Consider the following 17,099-nt stretch of genomic DNA (forward strand, 5'->3'; position numbering starts at 1 on the left):
CTATCGCACCGCCTTGCGCCGGCTGTTCCACCACAGGCCGAGATTCCAGGCGATGCATGTCAAAAGCGCGAGGCTCAGGCCGGCGGCCGAGCCAAACCGCAGCGCGGCGACATGCAGCACGGCGATCGCAAGCCCAAAACCCATCAGGCCCCAGGCGCCGTTGGCGATGACAGCCGCGGTCGGCGGTCCGCCGATGCGCGGATGCAGGATCAGCATCATCGAGGTGAAGACGATCGGAAACAGCGCGATGGTGCCGCTGATGACGGGGCCGACCCGGCCCGACAGCGTGACGACGACGGCGACAAGGGTCGCCACCAGCGATGCGCGCAGCGGCGCGTCGTACCAGCGCCGCGCGATCGGCGGCATCTTCACATGGCGGTAGCGCTGCATCACCGGCACGCAGATCGCAAAGGTGACGATGTTGGCGAGGATGCCGCCGGTGAGCGACCAGTCGAACTGGCGCAGGACGAAGGCGAGCGCCACCCAGACGAGAACGGCGGCCGAGCAGCTGACGAGCGCGCTGTGGCGCTGCGCCAGCAGCACGTAGGTGAGCCCCATATAGATCGTCACCGCATTGACCGGCAGGCCCGCGAGCGCGCCTTGCGCGATGAACGCCGAATCATGGTCGAGCGCGAGAAAGATGTAGGTGGGCCCCGCGGAAACCGGCAGCGTCGCCACCAGCGCGCCGATCACCGGCCCCGAGCGCTCGGTGATCATAGACGCCGACACCACGAAGGCGGCGGTGATCGCCATGCGGACGGCTAGCGCCAGGAGGAAGTGGAGTTCGGGGGACATTCTTGTTGTTTATTTTTGTCGTCGTCCCGGGCAAGCGACAGCGCGACCCGGGACGGATAACCACAGGCGTCGATTTTGCGGAAGGCGGAGACGACGCCGAGCTAGATTCGCCGCATGCTGACCGACACCTTCGGCCCGTTCTTGATGGTCTGATAGACCACGCAATAGCGCTCGGTGAGCTTCAGCAACAGATCGAGCTTGTCCTGCGGCGCGTCGGTCTCGACGTCGAAGCGCAGGCGGATTTCGGCGAAACCGACCGGAGTATCCTTGTCGACGCCGAGCGTGCCGCGGAAATCGAGATCGCCCTCGGCGAGGACGAGGCCCTGCCTCAAGGGCACGTCGATCGCGGTCGCAACCGATTTCAGGGTGACGCCGGCGCAGGCGACCAGCGCCTCCAACAGCATGTCGCCGGAGCAAAGTTCCAGCCCCGATCCGCCGGTCGCCGGATGCAATCCTGCAACCGCCAGCGCCCGGCCGGTCTCGACCTTGCAGGCGATGCCGTCGCTGTCGGTCGAGCCTCTGGCCTTCAGCGTGATGATGGCGGCCTTGGGATCGGTCTTGTAGCGCTCCTTGATCGGCGCCTGCATGGCGCGGAGTTCTGCGGCGTCCACGGCTTTCTCCCGTTGTTTTTGCGACGGGGGATGTAATCCGGAAAAGGCCTCGCTGTCACCACCACATCGCTTCGCCGGCCGTCGATTTGGCGTCACGATCGGGCACGTTGCGGTCGAGCGAGCGGTCGAGCGCGGTCAGCACCCGCCGCTTGAAATTCTCGAACAGCGGCGAATTGCGGTCGCGCGGCCGCGCCAGGCTGACGATGATCTCCTCGAACAGCCGGCCCGGCCGCGGCCGCATCACGAGCACGCGATCGGCGAGCACGACCGCTTCATCCACATCGTGGGTCACCAGAATGAGCGTCGGCCGCGTATCGGCCCAGAGGTCGAGCAGATGGTCCTGCAGGTCGCGCCGGGTGAAGGCATCGAGCGCGGAGAACGGCTCATCCAGCAGCAGCACTTCCGGCTGCGGCACCAGCGCACGCGCGATCGCGACCCGCTGGGCCTGCCCGCCGGAGAGCTCGCGCGGCCAGGCATCGGCCTTGTCGGCGAGACCGACCCGGTCGAGCGCGCGCGCCACCTTTTCGCGCCTGACCTCGGCCGGCAGCTCGGCAAGCCCGAAGCCGATATTGTCGGCGACCGAAAGCCAAGGCAAAAGCCGCGGCTCCTGGAAGATGATGCCGATCTTGGCATGCGGCGCCGTGATCGCCTCGCCATCCAGCGTCACCGCGCCCGAGGTGGCGCGGTCGAGCCCCGCGACGGCGCGCAGCAGCGTGGACTTGCCGCAGCCGGAGCCGCCGATGATGGCGATGATCTCCCCTAAGCGGATCTCGGCGGAAAAGCGCTGCAGCGCGTTGACGCCGTTCGGATAGGTCTTGCCGACCTGGTTGAGCGCCAGCATCTACTTGCCCCCGCTCTGTCCGCCGAAGGCGTCTTGCCAGCGCAGCAGCGGCGCGGTCGCAATCTCGATCAGCCAGTCGGTCGCCTTGCCGATGATGGCGAAGATCACGATGGCGGCGAGAATCTGCGCGGGCTTGCCGAGCTGCTGGCCGTCGAGCAGGAGATAGCCGAGCCCTTCGGACGCACCCATCAGCTCGGCGGCGACCACGAACATCCAGCCAAGGCCGAGGCCGACGCGCAGCGAGACGACATAGGCCGGCAGCACCGCCGGCAGCAAGATGCGCCGGATCATCGCGGGGCCCGAGAGACGGAAGACGCGGCCGACCTCGACCATCTTGCGGTCCACCGACAGGATCCCGCCCATGACGCCGAGATAGACAGGAAAGAACACGCCGATCGCGATCAGGGCGACTTTCGAGGTCTCGAAAATGCCGAGCCAGAGGATGAACAGCGGCACCCAGGCGAGCGAGGGGATCGCCCGCAATGCCTGGATCGTCGGATCAAGCAGTCGCCGCGCCAGCCCCCAATAGCCCGAAATCGCGCCAAGCACGGTGCCCGCGACGACGCCGAGGCCGAAGCCGGCGCCGACGCGCCATAGCGTGGCGGCGATGTGGCGCGTGAGCTCGCCGCTTTGCGCAAGCTCGAGGATGGTCGCAAAGACTTTTGAGGGCGGCGGCACCAGCCGTCCGCTGGACCAGCCGAGCCAGACGATCAGCTCCCACGCCGCCGCCAGCGTGACCGGCACCACCAGCCCGAGCGCGGGGCGCGCATAGCGGGCAAGCCGCGCCCGCGCGCGCGGCGGCGCCGCTTCGGTTTCCGCAAGTGCCGGCAGTTCGACGGTCATGGCCATAGCTGAAGCGCTTCTTGTCGGCGATTGCAAGGTGACCACCCTCCCCTTGAGGGGGAGGGTAAGAGAGATCATCAATTCGTCGGCAGCGGCACCTGGTCGTCGATCAGCGAGTCCAGCGCCGCCTTGACGTCGACCTTGGCGTCGATGACGCCGGCCTGCTGGAGCGCGATGCCCGCCGCGAGGATGGAATCGCGCTGCGGCGCGCCGATCCGGCTATGGGTCAATTCGGTGCGCTCCTTGAGCTGCTTGTCGACGACGTTGTCCGGCAGCTTGGTGACCGCGATGAAGGTCTTCTTCAGCTCGTCATAGTGGCCGAGCGAATATTTGCGCGCCTCCTCGTAAGTTGCGAGCACGCGGCGGACGATGTCGGGATGGTCCTTCAGGAACTGCTCGCGCACATTGAGGATGCCCCAGGTGTTGGCATCGGCCTTGCGGTAGAACAGCTTCGCGCCGTCCTCGATTTCGGCCTGCGCCATCATCGGATCAAGCCCGGCCCAGGCGTCGACATCGCCGCGGATCAGCGCGGTCTTGCCGTCGGCATGCTGCAGCAAGACCGGCGTGATGTCCTTTTCGGAGAGGCCGGCGGAGAGCAGCGCACGCACCAGGAAGATGTGCGGATCGGTGCCGCGGGTCACCGCGACGCGCTTGCCCTTGAGATCGGCCACGCTCGCGATCTTCGAGTCTTTGGTCGTGACCAGGGCGGTCCATTCGGGGCGGGAATAGACGTAGATGGATTTGATCGGATTGCCGTTGATCTTCGCGACCAGCGCCGCCGAGCCCGCGGTCGAACCGAAATCGATCGAGCCCGCGTTGAGGAACTCGAGCGCCTTGTTCGAGCCGGCCGACTGCACCCAGACAATGCTGATGCCGTCTTTCGCGAACTCCTTCTCGAGCAAGCCCTGCTGCTTCAACACCAGCGACACCGGGTTGTAAGTCGCCCAGTCCAGCCGGATTTCCTTCGGCGCATCGGCGGCGAACGCAGCCGACGGCATCAGGAACGCGGCGAGAAGCACGCCTATTGCGCGCCGCGAAAGTTTAGCCATATCCACCCTCCAGAGAAATTTTACGTTATTTCAATGAGTTATGAACTGAGGTCAACCAGAAAAAAGCTGCAACGATCATGACTTGCCGAGAACCGCTTTGCTCAAAAGACAGTGAATCCAGCATGGATTTACTGCTAGTCCCGCCGGTGCCGGCGATTGTCCCGTGACAGCGGAAGCGGCGTCCTTTATCGGGATGGATCATGGATAGCGTGGTGACAGAGGCACCCCCGGAAACGGACGAGCGTTTCGAAACCGCGCGGGTGGCCGCCGCGGTCGACGCGCTCGCCGAGAAGCATTCCGGGCGCGAAGACATGTTCCGCGCCGCCGTCGCCCAGTTCCTCAAGGCCGAGTTGCTTGCGGCGCGTGCCACCGCACAAAACCTGCTGCTGAAGGATCGCCACGGCCGCCGCTGCGCCGAGCGACTCTGCTTCGTGCAGGACGAGATCATCCGCATCCTGTTCTCTGCAGCGACCCAGCACCTCTACCGCTCGCCGATCCCCTCCGGCGCCGAGCGCATGGCGGTGGTTGCGACCGGCGGCTATGGCCGCGGGCTGATGGCGCCGGAGTCGGACATCGATCTGTTGTTCATCCTGCCCTATAAGCAGACCGCCTGGGGCGAGCAGGTCGCCGAAGCCATCCTGTATTGCCTGTGGGACATGGGGCTGAAGGTCGGGCACGCGACGCGCTCGATCGACGAGTCGATCCGGCAGGCGCGCGGCGACATGACGATCCGCACCGCGATCCTGGAGACGCGGTTTCTGACCGGCGACAAGCAGCTCTATGACGAGCTGGTGGAGCGCTTCGACAAGGAAGTGGTGCAGGGCACCGCGGCGGAATTCGTCACCGCGAAGCTCGCCGAGCGCGAGGAGCGGCACCGCCGCGCCGGCCAGTCGCGCTATCTGGTCGAGCCCAACGTCAAGGACGGCAAGGGCGGCCTGCGCGACCTGCACACGCTGTTCTGGATCGCGAAATATGTCTACCGCGTGCGCGACACCGAGGAGCTGCTGGAGCGCGGCGTGTTCGACGCCCAGGAATACCGCACCTTCCGCCGCTGCGCCGATTTCCTGTGGTCGGTGCGCTGCAACCTGCATTTCTTCGCCGGGCGCGCGGAGGAGCGGCTGTCGTTCGACATGCAGCGCGAGATCGCAGTCCGCCTCGGCTACACCAGCCATCCCGGCATGCAGGATGTCGAGCGCTTCATGAAGCATTACTTCCTGGTCGCCAAGGAAGTCGGCAACCTCACCGCGATCCTGTGCGCCAAGCTGGAGGACCAGCAGGCCAAGCCCGCGCCGGTGCTGAGCCGCTTCATGGCGCGGTTGCGGCCCGCCAGCCACCGGCGGCGGGTGCCCGAGAGCGACGACTTCATCGTCGACAACAACCGCATCAACCTCGCCGCGCCCGACGTGTTCAAGCAGGACCCGGTCAACCTGATCCGGATCTTCCGGCTCGCGCAGAAGAACAACCTCGCCTTCCATCCCGACGCGATGCGCACCGTGACGCGCTCGCTGAAGCTCGTGAACACGCAGCTCCGCGAGAATCCGGAAGCCAACCGCCTGTTCATGGAGATCCTGACCTCGAACGACGCCGAGACGGTGCTGCGGCGGATGAACGAGACCGGCGTGCTCGGTCATTTCATCCGCGCCTTCGGCAAGATCGTGTCGATGATGCAGTTCAACATGTACCACCACTACACGGTGGACGAGCACCTGATCCGCTGCGTCGGCTTCCTGCAGGAGATCGAGCGCGGCGGCAATGACGAATTCACCGTCGCCAGCGACCTGATGCGCAAGATCCGCCCGGAGCATCGCCCGGTGATCTACATCACGACGCTGTTGCACGACATCGCCAAGGGAAGGCCCGAGGACCATTCGATCGCCGGCGCCAAGGTGGCGCGACGGCTGTGCCCGCGGCTCGGCTTTTCCGCCGCCGACACCGAGCTCGTGGCCTGGCTGATCGAGGAACATCTGACGATGTCGACCGTGGCGCAGTCGCGCGATCTCTCCGACCGCCGCACCATCGAGAATTTCGCCGCCGTCGTGCAGTCGGTCGAGCAGATGAAGCTGCTCACGATCCTCACCACCGCCGACATCCGCGGCGTCGGACCGGGGGTGTGGAACGGCTGGAAGGCGCAGCTTCTGCGCACGCTCTACTACGAGACCGAGCCGGTGCTCACCGGCGGCTTCTCGGAGGTGAACCGCGCCCAGCGCATCGCCGTGGCGCAGGCGGAGTTCCGTGCCGCCTTCACCGAATGGCCGGAGGCCGAGCTCAACGCCTATATCGCGCGGCATTATCCGGCCTACTGGCTCAAGGTCGACCTGCAGCACAAGCTCCGCCACGCCCGCTTCATCCGCTCGGCCGAGCAGGCCGGCCACAAGCTCGCGATCAATGTCGGCTTCGACGAATCGCGCGCCGTCACCGAGCTGACGATTCTCGCGACCGACCACCCCTGGCTGCTGTCGATCATCGCGGGGGCCTGCGCATCCGCCGGCGCCAACATCGTCGACGCCCAGATCTACACCACGACCGACGGCCGCGCGCTCGACACCATCGCGATCTCGAGGGAATACGACCGCGACGAGGACGAGGGCCGCCGCGCCACCCGGATCGGCGAGATGATCGAGGACGTGCTCGAAGGCAAGCTGCGGCTGCCGGAAGTGGTGGCGCGACGCGCCGCCACCCGCGGCAAGGCGCGGCCCTTCGTGGTCGAGCCCGAAGTGATCATCAACAACCAGTGGTCGGATCGCTACACCGTGATCGAGGTGTCCGGCCTCGACCGCCCGGGCCTGCTCTACGAGCTGACCACCGCGATCTCGAAGCTCAACCTCAACATCGCCTCAGCCCATGTCGCGACCTTCGGCGAGCGCGCGCGCGACGTGTTCTACGTCACCGACCTGCTGGGCGCACAGATCACGGCGCCGACCCGGCAGGCCGCGATCAAGAGCGCGCTCTTGCACCTGCTCGCGAGCGACGGCGCGGTGGCCAAGCCCGCCGCTTGATCATCGACGGCGGCTGGCGGAGCCTGCCCTTCACCTCTCCCCGCAAGCGGGGAGAGGGAGAGGTGCCATACGTATCCTCCTCAAACCGCGCCCCCTTCATGCGCGAGCAGCCAGTGCTTACGGTGCAGATCGTAGGGTGGGCAAAGCGAAGCGTGCCCACCATTCGTGAAATCGAATCCAGTGCTAAATGGTGGGCACGGCGCTAACACGCCTTTGCCCACCCTACGCTTTTCGGATTCGGCTAAACCGCCACGCCCTCATGCGCGAGCAGCCAGCGCTTGCGATGCAATCCGCCGCCATATTTGACCAGCGAGCCGTCGGCGCCGATCAGGCGATGGCAGGGCACCACCACGCTGATCGGGTTTGAACCGTTGGCATGGCCGACCGCGCGCATCGCGCGGGGCACGCCGAGCTGAGCTGCGAGCGCGCCGTAGCTCATGGTTTGGCCGACCGGGATTTTGGGCAGCGCAGTCCAGACCTTGCGCTGGAACGGCGTGCCGGCGACGCGCCATTTGATGTCGGCAAGCCGACCGAGATCGCCCCTGAAATAGCCGGCGAGCGCATCCCGGACCTCGCGCGGCGCGCGGCGTTCCTTCAAATCGAAGCGGCCGTATTGCAGCCGCAGCAGTTCGCGCATCCGCGCCTCGTAGTCCTCCCAGTCGAGCGCGCGCAGTACGCCCTTCTCGTCGGTCACGATCAGCGCCATGCCGATCGGCGTTTCCAGCCGGTCGAGCGTGAACGATTCAGGCGGGTCCGCCCGGACGGTGTTGTCGGATTTCTTCGCGGCCATTGCGGTTACCCGGGGACAGCAGGGGGTGGCCGTACTTTTCACGCGCGCCATGCTAGCGTCCACCCGAAATCCGGGGGGAATGACCATGATGCTTGTCGCCAATGCGCTGGTCGCGGTGGTCGCCGCGCTGCATCTCTATTTCCTCGTGCTGGAGATGTTCCTCTGGACCAAGCCGCTGGGGCTGAGGACCTTCCGCCAGTCCCTCGAGAAGGCGACCGATTCCGCGGTGCTCGCCGCCAACCAGGGCCTTTATAACGGCTTCCTTGCCGCCGGCCTGATCTGGGGCCTGGTCCACGGTGTTCCGGCCTTTGCCTTCCAGATCAAGATATTCTTCCTGCTCTGCGTAATCGTCGCTGGCATCTACGGCGCGGCCACCGTCAGCCGCCGCATCCTTTATGTGCAGGCGCTGCCTGCCGTGCTCGCGCTGATCCTGCTCTGGCTGGCGTAGCGCCATTTACCTTTCGGCCGCCGGTCATCTTGCGTTGCGGCATGGCTTCCTCCACACTCCGCCCCAGCGATGGCGAAGAACCGGACAGGTCCGGCCGAGACCATCGGCACAATCCATAACCCGGGAGGAACGCTGCGACATGAGGAACGGAATCTTTCACCTGGTCACCGGCACGGCGCTGGCTCTGGCGCTCTCGGCGCCGTCGGCCTACGCGCAGAAGAAATACGACACCGGCGCGACCGACACCGAGATCAAGGTCGGCCAGACCGTGCCGTTCTCAGGCCCCGCATCGGCCTATGCCACGATCGGCAAGGCGCAGGCCGCCTACATCAACATGATCAACGATCAGGGCGGCATCAACGGCCGCAAGATCAAGCTGATCCAGTATGACGACGCCTACTCGCCGCCGAAGGCGGTCGAGCAGGTGCGCAAGCTGGTCGAGGACGACGAGGTGCTGCTGACCTTCCAGATCATCGGCACGCCGTCCAACGCGGCCGTGCAGAAATATCTCAACGGCAAGAAGGTGCCGCAGCTGTTCGCGGCAACCGGCGCCTCCAAGTTCACCGACCCCAAGAACTTCCCGTGGACGATGGGCTACAACCCGAACTACTTCGTGGAGGGCCGCATCTACGGCCAGTACATCCTCAAGCAATATCCGAACGCCAAGGTCGGCGTGCTCTATCAGAATGACGACCTCGGCAAGGACTATCTGAACGGCCTGAAGGCCGGGCTCGGCGACAAGGCATCGACCATGATCGTGGGCGAAGCCTCCTACGAGGTGTCCGATCCGACCATCGACTCGCAGATCCTGAAACTGAAGTCGACCGGCGCCGACCTGTTCTTCTCGGCCTCGACGCCGAAGCAGGCCGCGCAGGCCATCAAGAAGAACTACGAGATCGGCTGGAAGCCGGTGCACATCCTCGACATCAACGCCACCTCCGTCGGCGCGGTGATGCTGCCCGCCGGCGCCGAGGCCTCCAAGGGCGTGATCAGCGTCAACTACGGCAAGGATCCGCTGGATCCGACCTGGAAGGACGACGCCGGCATGAAGAAGTATCTGGACTTCATGACCAAGTATTACCCCGACGGCGACAAGAACTCGCTGTTCAACACCTACGGCTATTCCACCGCGCAACTTCTGGTCTACACGTTGAAGCAGTGCGGCGACGACCTGACGCGCGAGAACGTCATGAAGCAGGCGACCTCGCTCAAGAATGTCGAGCTCGACATGGCGCTGCCCGGCATCCGGGTCAACACCTCGCCGACCGACTACCGCGTCAACAAGCAGCTCCAGATGGAACGCTTCAACGGCGAACGCTGGGAGCTGTTCGGTCCGATCATCGAGGACACGGGGGCTGCGGGCTGAGCGGGGCTCTGTCCTACTCCCTCCCCCTGAAAGGGGGAGGGTTGGGGAGGGGGTCGCATCTTCCACGCTACCCGACCGCTCGATCCCCTCCCGCTTTGCTCCTGACGGAGCAAACCGACCTCCCCTTTTCAAGGGGAGGTGGAAATCGAATGCGGATCGATTCAATCAAGCTTCATCACGCGTCAGCGACCCACTTTACGCTCCTTTACGAGGGCACCTCCCCGAAATTCTTGCCGGTTGGCAGCACGCCGAGCCGGATCAGCCGGGAATCCTCGACAGCAGCCTGGCGATGCTTGACCGCCTCGCGATAGACGGGATCGCGGATCATCTCGACAAAGGCGGCAACGCTTGGATATTCGGCGATGAAGCAGTGGTCCCAGCGCTCCTCCGTAGGGCCGATCAGCATCAGCTCGAACCTGCCCTGCCAGACGATCCGCCCGCCGAGCCGCGTGAATACCGGTCCGCTGTCGCGGCCATAGGCCGCATAGGCCTCGGCGCCGCTCGCCTTGCGGCCATCGGGATAGGCGGCCTCCTTCTTGAGCCGCACCAGGTTGAGCATGTGGATCGGACCCGGCCGGTCATTGGCCCGGAACTGCGCGAACACTTCCTTGGTCGGATCGATATGGCCCATCACGTTTCTCCCTCCGCTCAGCCCTACCCTAGCACGCCCGCCCGCCGGCGCCGTCGATTTGAAGTTCCTGCAGTGCAAGCGGCGAATTCGATCGGGAACTTCAAATCGATAAACGGCACTGGATTTATAGCGTTGCTAGTGCCCATTGCTTTCCGACGTTCGTGCTGGAGGGTGCTGCAACAGATAACGAACGTCGGAAAACGGGCACTAGTCCTAATTGCGCGTTAACCTCCCGGTAACCGCGCCTTAAACTCCCAAGGCTAGCGTTCGCGCAGGAGCGGCGTGGGCGTTTTTCAAGTATGGCGTGGGGACGGAAAAAGACTGGCGGGCGCAAGGAGCCACGCTTTGGCCTCGCGGCGGCGCTGGCCGATCTGCGGCTGTCGCCGCAGGACCGTATCCCGGACGCCGACGAAAAGCCGAAGAAGTCCTCTGCCAGGCGGCCGGTCGACGACGATGACGACGACGAGCCGCCGCCGCGCGAGCGCAAGCCGAAGGCGAGCCGCGGCGGAGCCAGGCGGCGGTCGAAATCGCGCGCGCGCCCCGGCATCGGAAGGCTGATCTACTGGGGCGCAGTGCTGTCGCTGTGGGGCGTGATCGCAGCGGTCGGCGTCGTGGTCTGGGTCGGCGCGCATCTGCCGCCCATCCAGTCGCTGGAAATCCCCAAGCGGCCTCCGACCATCGAGATCACGGGGCTGGACGGCAGCGTGCTGGCCCAGCGCGGCGAGATGGCCGGCGCCAATGTCGCGCTGAAGGACCTGCCGCCCTACCTGCCAAAGGCCTTCATCGCGATCGAGGACCGCCGCTTCTATTCGCATTACGGCATCGATCCCGTCGGCATCTTGCGGGCGGCGGTGGCGAACGTCCTGCACCGCGGCGTCTCGCAGGGCGGCTCGACCCTGACCCAGCAGCTTGCGAAAAACCTGTTCCTGACCCAGGAGCGCACGCTTCAGCGGAAGTTGCAGGAGGCCGAGCTCGCGCTGTGGCTGGAGCGCAAGCATTCCAAGGCCGAGATTCTCGAGCTTTACCTGAACCGCGTCTATTTCGGCTCCGGCGCCTATGGCGTCGAGGCGGCCGCGCAGCGCTATTTCGGCAAGTCGGCGAAGAATGTGACGCTTGCGGAAGCCGCGATGCTCGCCGGCCTTGTCAAGTCGCCGTCGCGGCTGGCGCCGAACCGCAACCCCGAAGGCGCCGAGCAGCGCGCGCAGATCGTGCTGGCCGCCATGGCCGACGCCAAATTCATCACGGACGCGCAGGCCAAGACCTCGATCGGGCATTTTGCCGTCAACGTGAAGCCGGCCGGCGCAGGCACCGTCAACTATGTCGCGGACTGGATCGGCGAGGTGCTCGACGACCTGGTCGGGCAGGTCGAGCAGTCGATCGTGGTGGAGACCACGATCGATCCCAAGCTGCAAAGCGTGGCGGAAGCCGCCGTGATCGACGAGCTCGCGGCAAAGAGCGTCAAGTTCAATGTCAGCCAGGGCGCTTTGGTGGCGATGACGCCGGACGGCGCGGTGCGCGCGATGGTCGGCGGCCGCAACTATGCCGAAAGCCAGTACAACCGCGCGGTGACGGCCAAGCGGCAGCCGGGCTCGGCGTTCAAGCCGTTCGTCTACCTCACCGCGGTCGAGGCCGGGCTGACGCCGGACACCATCCGGCAGGACGCGCCGCTCGATATCAAGGGCTGGAAGCCCGAGAACTACGGCCATGAATATTTCGGCGCGGTGACGCTGACGCAGGCGCTCGCGATGTCGCTCAACACGGTCGCGGTGCGGCTCGGGCTCGAGGTGGGGCCGAAGAACGTGGTGCGCACCGCGCATCGGCTCGGCATCGCCTCGAAGCTCGAGCCCAACGCCTCGATCGCGCTCGGCACCTCGGAAGTCTCGGTGCTCGAGCTGGTCGGCGCCTATGCGCCCTTCGCCAATGGCGGGTTCGGCATCTCCCCGCATGTGGTGACGAAGATTCGCACGCTCGACGGCAAGGTGCTCTATGCGCGCCAGCCTGACCAGCTCGGCCAGGTCATCGACCCCCGCAGTGTCGCGATGATGAACACCATGATGCAGGAGACGCTGATCTCGGGCACCGCGCGCAAGGCCGAAATCCCCGGCTGGACCGCCGCCGGCAAGACCGGCACCAGCCAGGATTTCCGCGACGCCTGGTTCGTCGGCTACACCCCCTATCTCGTCACCGGCGTCTGGCTCGGCAATGACGACAATTCGCCCACCAGGAAGGCGACCGGCGGCGGCCTGCCGGTGGAAGTGTGGACACGCTTCATGCGCGCGGCGCATCAGGGTGTGCCGGTCGCGAGCCTGCCGCATGCGCAAGCGGGCTTCCTCGGCAACCTCGCGCAGGCCACCGCACCGAGCGCGCCGCCCGTGTCTTCCGGGCAGGTGCCGATGCCGCCCGCGCCCATGGGCAGCGCGGGCCGGCCGCAGCCGACGCGGACCTCGGCGCGGCCCGAGGCCGCGGCGGGCCTCGACGGCTGGCTGGTGGACCGGCTGTTTGGCGGCAGGTAAGGGCTTGCGCAGCAGGCCGTGACCGAACGATTGCTCGCGGCGGCGGCTAGTCCCTGATGCCGTAGCGATGCAGGTCGTTGCCGTGGGTGTCGAGCCATGCCTTGGCGCGCTCGACATAGGGGCAGATGCGCCCCACAACCTTCCAGAACCGCGGCGAGTGGTTCATCTCGACGAGATGCGCGACTTCGTGGGCGGCGAGGTAATCCAGCACGTAGGGCGGCGCCAGAATCAGCCGCCAGGAGAATGACAGCGATCCGGCCGACGTGCAGGAACCCCAGCGGCTCGACTGGTCGCGGATCGAGAGCCGCTTGACGCGCACGCCGAGCTCCTCGGCATAGCCCTGCGCCGCCTTATGCAGATCCTTGCGCGCCTCGCGCTTGAGATAATCGAGCACGCGCCGTTCGATATGCTCATGGCCGCCGGCCGCGCACAGCACGCGCTCGCCGCTGTCGCGCAGCTCCGTCCACACGGTGCCGCGCTCGCCGGCGCGATGCACGATCCGGTGCGCGAGCCCACGCAGCGGCACCACGGTGCCGGCCTGAAACGGCGCGGCCTTCGGCAACCTTCCGAGGCGCGCGGCGATCCAGCCGCCATGGATCTGCGCGAACTCCTTGGCTTCGATCAGCGTGCCGCGCGGCGGCATGGTCAGGATGGCTTCGCGGTCCGTGGGGTGGATGCGCAAGGTATAGCGCCGCGCGCGCCGGTGCCGGCGCAGCTTGATCGCGAAGAACTGCGAGCCGTGTCGGACCAAAACAGTCGAGGGTTCGGCGGGGCGCCGATAGAGGAGCGCGCGGGCGGCCATGTCCGTCAATCCGGGAGGGAGGAAATCGCCCGGATTCTGCCATATCCGCCGCCAGTGAAATCGCTCGGCGCAAAAACAAATCATTTGCCCAATATACAGGGGTTGCCCCTGCGCCAGCCTCTACGGGCTGGGGTCTCGTGCAAAAATTTCGGCGGGAACTGCGGCATCCAGTACCACCGAAGAAATGATGTCACACTCATTACTTCGGTGGACGCAAAATGCCCTGTTCCGCGTGGCGGATCAGGGGCTTATGGGCCACCCCGATTCGCCCGCGGACGGGACCAGCCCGCTTGTTCAGATGAACAGCGGCGTTATGCGCCGCTATTCGGCCGCGAGCGCCAGCAGCGACTTCGGATTCGCCGACGACATCATGAAATCGGAGATGCGCGGCACGATTTCCGACTTGAATCGCGAGCCGTTGAACACGCCGTAATGTCCGACGCCCTTCTGCACATAGTGCACACGGCGATGCGCGGGGATCGATTTGCACAGGCCGTGGGTCGCTTCGGTCTGGCCGAGGCCGGAAATGTCGTCGTTCTCGCCTTCGACCGTCATCAGCGCCACGCGCATGATCCGGGTTGGATCGACCGGAATGCCGCGGTGGGTCATCTCGCCCTTGGGCAGCGCGTGACGGACGAACACCGTCTCCACCGTCTGCAGGTAATATTCCGCGGTGAGGTCCATCACCGCGAGATATTCGTCGTAGAAGTCGCGGTGCTTGTCGACGAGATCGCCGTCGCCCTTCACGAGGTGCGCGAACAACTGCTTGTGCGCGTCCATGTGGCGGTCGAGGTTCATCGAAATGAAGCCATTAAGCTGCAGGAAGCCCGGATAGACGTCGCGCATCACGCCGGGATTCGGGAACGGCACCTTGGTGATGACGTTGCGGCGGAACCATTCGATGCCGCGCTCTTCCGCGACCTTGTTGACCGCGGTCGGGTTGCGGCGGGTATCGATCGGTCCGCCCATCAGCGTCATCGAGATCGGCACGAAGGGGTCGCGCCGCGCTTCCATGATGGAAACCGCCGCCACCACCGGCACCGACGGCTGGCACACCGCAATGACGTGCATGTTGCCGCCGAGCTCGTGCAGCATCTCGATGATATAATCGACATAGTCGTCGAGATCGAAACGGCCCGCCGCCAGCGGCACCATGCGGGCGTCCGCCCAATCGGTGATGTAGACCTCGTGGGTCGGCAGGAACGCTTCCACCGTGCCGCGCAAGAGCGTCGCATAGTGGCCGGACATCGGCGCCACGATCAGCACCCGCGGCTGCGGATGGCGCAACGGCCGGGTCAGCTTGCGGTCGAAGTAGAGCAGCCGGCAGAACGGCTTTTCCCAGACGGTGCGGATCTCGACTGCCGTACGGATGCCATTGACCTCAGTGTCGTGGATGCCCCATTCCGGCTTGCCGTAGCGGCGCGTGGTGCGCTCGAACAGTTCGCAGGCCGCCGCCACCGACTTGCCGAACTCGGTGTGCGACCATGGATTGAGCGGGTTCTGGAACAGGATCTTGGTCGCGTCCGTCACCGCCCGCGCCGGGTTGAGCGACGCATGCGCCATCTCGTACATCCAGTACATCGGCGTCGTCAGCGCCGGACTGCCTTGGCCCGCTAATGGCGGCGCATTACCAAATTCGCCTATCGGCATTATCGCTCAATCCCCTTTTGCATCGCAGCATAATGCCGAATGCGTAATATTGCGTCAATGTGAAGATGGGCTTGTCCCGCCACGGGCGCCACCGCAGAAGCCCGGAAATCCACGGGAAAGTGACCTATTCCCCACCCGCCAGCAGCGATCCGTGAATGCGGGCGCTCCGCAAAAGGGCAAGGAATGCCGCAAACGACGCCAGGAGCAGCGCGGCATTGATCGCCAGCGCATAGAGCATCAGGTCGATCCGGAAGACGCCCCCGATCAGGAGCGCCCGCATGCCCTCGAACACGTAGGTCGGCGGCAGCGCCCAGGCGATGACCTGCAGCCAGTGCGGCAGCACACTGACCGGATAATAGATGCAGGCGAGCGGCATCACCGCGAACATCAGCGTCCAGACGATGCTCTCGGCCCCCAGCCCGTTGCGCAGCACGAGCCCGGACACGAAGATTCCGACCGACCAGCTCGTGAAGATCAGGTTGCAGAAGAAGGCGATCAGCGGCAGGCCTAGCGCATAGAAATTGAAGTGAAACAGGAATAGCGCGAGCAGCGTCATCGGGATCACGCCGATCGCGAGCCGGATCAGGCTCATCGCCATCAGCGCCAGCAGGAACTCGACCGGCTTGAGCGGGCTCATCATCAGGTTGCCGAGATTGCGCGCCCACATCTCTTCCAGGAACGAGATCGAAAAGCCGAGCTGGCCGCGGAACAGGATGTCCCACAGGATGACCGCGCCGATCAGCGTGCCGCCGGCGCGGGCGAAGAAACCGGCATTGGCGGCGATATAGGTTTGCAGGAAACCCCAGGTGATCACCTGGAGCGCCGGCCAGTACAACAATTCGAGCAGCCGCGGCCACGACGACATCAGCAGGTACCAGTAGCGCAGGATCATCGCGCCGATGCGGTGCGGCGCGATGCCGCCATTCCGGCGGACCGCAAGCTCGCTCATGTCGCGGCCTCCCGCGTGCGGCCGCGCGCGACGTCGAGAAACACCTCCTCCAGCGTCGTCCGGTTGTAGCGCGCCATGATCGCCGGCGGGCTGTCGTCATCCTCGATGCGGCCGCGCTTCAGGATGATGACGCGGTCGCAGAGCCGCTCCACCTCGAGCATGTTGTGGGAGGCGAGCAGGATCGTCGCGCTATGGCGCTTGCGATAATCTTCCAGGTGCTGCCGCACCCAGTCGGCCGTATCGGGGTCGAGCGAGGCGGTCGGCTCGTCGAGCAGGAGCAATTCGGGCCGGTTGATCAGCGCCTTCGCCAGCGCCACGCGCGTCTTCTGTCCCGCCGACAGCTTGCCGTTGGCGCGATCGAGGAATTCGGTCAGATCGAGATCGGCGGCAAGCTCCGCGATCCGCTCGCGCAAGTCCGCGACCGCATAGAGGCGGCCGAACACGGTGAGGTTCTGCCGCACCGTAAGCCGCATCGGCATGTCGACATAGGGGCTCTCGAAGTTCATCCGCCCGAGCACCGCAGCGCTTTCCTCCGGCATGGCATGGCCGAGCACCCGGACGCGGCCGGAGGTCGGCAGCACCAGGCCCATGATCATCGCGATCGTCGTGGTCTTGCCGGCGCCGTTGCCGCCGAGCAGGCCGGTGATGCTGCCGCGCCTGATCGAGAAGGAGAGATCGTCGACGGCGCGCGTCGTCTTGTAGATCTTGATGAGGTGCGAAACCTCGATCGCCGGCCCGGAAGAGCCGGCGCGAGGCTGCGAAACGGCGAGTGCGTCAATTTGCGCCATCAGCGTCGTTCATTGGGCCATCACGGC

At 65.5% G+C, this 17,099-nt stretch carries 15 protein-coding genes; 4 read left to right on the plus strand and 11 right to left on the minus strand.

What is annotated here, in order from left to right:
- From QOU61_RS36590 to QOU61_RS36610, 5 genes are all read right to left on the minus strand, one after another.
- The gene (locus tag QOU61_RS36590; RefSeq protein ID WP_289656018.1) at nt 1-795 is read right to left on the minus strand and encodes a hypothetical protein; all 795 of its coding nucleotides are present in this window, start codon (nt 793-795) and stop codon (nt 1-3) included.
- A 101-nt stretch (nt 796-896) separates the two neighbouring features.
- Entirely contained in the window at nt 897-1,406 is a 510-nt protein-coding gene (locus tag QOU61_RS36595; protein ID WP_289656019.1) for an OsmC family protein, read from the minus strand.
- A 55-nt stretch (nt 1,407-1,461) separates the two neighbouring features.
- A complete protein-coding gene (locus QOU61_RS36600) occupies nt 1,462-2,247 on the minus strand; it encodes an ABC transporter ATP-binding protein (RefSeq protein ID WP_289656020.1) in 786 nt (261 codons plus the stop codon).
- Nucleotides 2,248-3,096, minus strand: coding sequence for an ABC transporter permease (locus QOU61_RS36605; RefSeq protein WP_289656021.1), 849 nt, complete (start codon nt 3,094-3,096; stop codon nt 2,248-2,250). It lies immediately after the preceding gene.
- 71 nt (nt 3,097-3,167) lie between these two features.
- Nucleotides 3,168-4,139 carry an aliphatic sulfonate ABC transporter substrate-binding protein gene (locus QOU61_RS36610; protein WP_289656022.1) on the minus strand — a complete coding sequence of 324 codons (972 nt, stop codon included), beginning with the start codon at nt 4,137-4,139 and terminating at the stop codon, nt 3,168-3,170.
- A gap of 200 nt (nt 4,140-4,339) precedes the next feature.
- On the opposite strand from QOU61_RS36610, the gene QOU61_RS36615 reads away from it, so the two are divergent.
- A complete protein-coding gene (locus QOU61_RS36615; protein WP_289656023.1) occupies nt 4,340-7,135 on the plus strand; it encodes a [protein-PII] uridylyltransferase in 2,796 nt (931 codons plus the stop codon).
- Between the two features lie 241 nt (nt 7,136-7,376).
- On the opposite strand, the gene QOU61_RS36620 is transcribed toward QOU61_RS36615, so the two are convergent.
- Nucleotides 7,377-7,925, minus strand: coding sequence for a methylated-DNA--[protein]-cysteine S-methyltransferase (locus tag QOU61_RS36620; RefSeq protein WP_289656024.1), 549 nt, complete (start codon nt 7,923-7,925; stop codon nt 7,377-7,379).
- 85 nt (nt 7,926-8,010) lie between these two features.
- Between QOU61_RS36620 and QOU61_RS36625 the strand changes: the two genes are divergently transcribed.
- Entirely contained in the window at nt 8,011-8,373 is a 363-nt protein-coding gene (locus QOU61_RS36625) for a DUF1304 domain-containing protein (RefSeq protein WP_289662094.1), read from the plus strand.
- 139 nt (nt 8,374-8,512) lie between these two features.
- The gene (locus tag QOU61_RS36630; protein ID WP_289656025.1) at nt 8,513-9,739 is read left to right on the plus strand and encodes an ABC transporter substrate-binding protein; all 1,227 of its coding nucleotides are present in this window, start codon (nt 8,513-8,515) and stop codon (nt 9,737-9,739) included.
- 205 nt (nt 9,740-9,944) lie between these two features.
- On the opposite strand, the gene QOU61_RS36635 is transcribed toward QOU61_RS36630, so the two are convergent.
- Nucleotides 9,945-10,370, minus strand: a complete 426-nt coding sequence (locus QOU61_RS36635) for a DUF1330 domain-containing protein (RefSeq protein ID WP_289656026.1) — start codon at nt 10,368-10,370, stop codon at nt 9,945-9,947.
- Between the two features lie 299 nt (nt 10,371-10,669).
- On the opposite strand from QOU61_RS36635, the gene QOU61_RS36640 reads away from it, so the two are divergent.
- Complete coding sequence (locus QOU61_RS36640) at nt 10,670-12,883, plus strand: transglycosylase domain-containing protein (protein ID WP_289656027.1); 2,214 nt, start codon at nt 10,670-10,672, stop codon at nt 12,881-12,883.
- Nucleotides 12,884-12,929: 46 nt separating this feature from the next.
- Here QOU61_RS36640 and QOU61_RS36645 read toward each other — a convergent pair whose 3' ends face one another.
- The 4 genes from QOU61_RS36645 to QOU61_RS36660 form a co-directional block, all read right to left on the minus strand.
- Entirely contained in the window at nt 12,930-13,769 is an 840-nt protein-coding gene (locus QOU61_RS36645; RefSeq protein ID WP_289656028.1) for a M48 family metallopeptidase, read from the minus strand.
- Nucleotides 13,770-14,006: 237 nt separating this feature from the next.
- Nucleotides 14,007-15,335, minus strand: coding sequence for a polyhydroxyalkanoate depolymerase (locus QOU61_RS36650; RefSeq protein WP_289656029.1), 1,329 nt, complete (start codon nt 15,333-15,335; stop codon nt 14,007-14,009).
- A gap of 124 nt (nt 15,336-15,459) precedes the next feature.
- Nucleotides 15,460-16,284, minus strand: coding sequence for an ABC transporter permease (locus tag QOU61_RS36655; protein ID WP_289656030.1), 825 nt, complete (start codon nt 16,282-16,284; stop codon nt 15,460-15,462).
- Entirely contained in the window at nt 16,281-17,072 is a 792-nt protein-coding gene (locus QOU61_RS36660; RefSeq protein ID WP_289656031.1) for an ABC transporter ATP-binding protein, read from the minus strand. The genes QOU61_RS36655 and QOU61_RS36660 overlap by 4 nt, the downstream gene beginning before the upstream one ends.
- Nucleotides 17,073-17,099: the final 27 nt, after the last annotated feature.

It is taken from the genome of Bradyrhizobium sp. NP1 (genome assembly GCF_030378205.1).
Classification (GTDB): domain Bacteria; phylum Pseudomonadota; class Alphaproteobacteria; order Rhizobiales; family Xanthobacteraceae; genus Bradyrhizobium.

Coding starts and splice junctions, on each gene's coding strand:
- QOU61_RS36590 (WP_289656018.1), bottom strand. CDS start 795: ATGTCCCCCGAACTCCACTTCCTCCTGGCGCTAGCCGTCCGCATGGCG.
- QOU61_RS36600 (WP_289656020.1), bottom strand. CDS start 2,247: ATGCTGGCGCTCAACCAGGTCGGCAAGACCTATCCGAACGGCGTCAAC.
- QOU61_RS36605 (WP_289656021.1), bottom strand. CDS start 3,096: ATGGCCATGACCGTCGAACTGCCGGCACTTGCGGAAACCGAAGCGGCG.
- QOU61_RS36610 (WP_289656022.1), bottom strand. CDS start 4,139: ATGGCTAAACTTTCGCGGCGCGCAATAGGCGTGCTTCTCGCCGCGTTC.
- QOU61_RS36615 (WP_289656023.1), top strand. CDS start 4,340: ATGGATAGCGTGGTGACAGAGGCACCCCCGGAAACGGACGAGCGTTTC.
- QOU61_RS36620 (WP_289656024.1), bottom strand. CDS start 7,925: ATGGCCGCGAAGAAATCCGACAACACCGTCCGGGCGGACCCGCCTGAA.
- QOU61_RS36625 (WP_289662094.1), top strand. CDS start 8,011: ATGATGCTTGTCGCCAATGCGCTGGTCGCGGTGGTCGCCGCGCTGCAT.
- QOU61_RS36630 (WP_289656025.1), top strand. CDS start 8,513: ATGAGGAACGGAATCTTTCACCTGGTCACCGGCACGGCGCTGGCTCTG.
- QOU61_RS36635 (WP_289656026.1), bottom strand. CDS start 10,370: ATGGGCCATATCGATCCGACCAAGGAAGTGTTCGCGCAGTTCCGGGCC.
- QOU61_RS36640 (WP_289656027.1), top strand. CDS start 10,670: ATGGCGTGGGGACGGAAAAAGACTGGCGGGCGCAAGGAGCCACGCTTT.
- QOU61_RS36645 (WP_289656028.1), bottom strand. CDS start 13,769: ATGATTTGTTTTTGCGCCGAGCGATTTCACTGGCGGCGGATATGGCAG.
- QOU61_RS36650 (WP_289656029.1), bottom strand. CDS start 15,335: ATGCCGATAGGCGAATTTGGTAATGCGCCGCCATTAGCGGGCCAAGGC.
- QOU61_RS36655 (WP_289656030.1), bottom strand. CDS start 16,284: ATGAGCGAGCTTGCGGTCCGCCGGAATGGCGGCATCGCGCCGCACCGC.
- QOU61_RS36660 (WP_289656031.1), bottom strand. CDS start 17,072: ATGGCGCAAATTGACGCACTCGCCGTTTCGCAGCCTCGCGCCGGCTCT.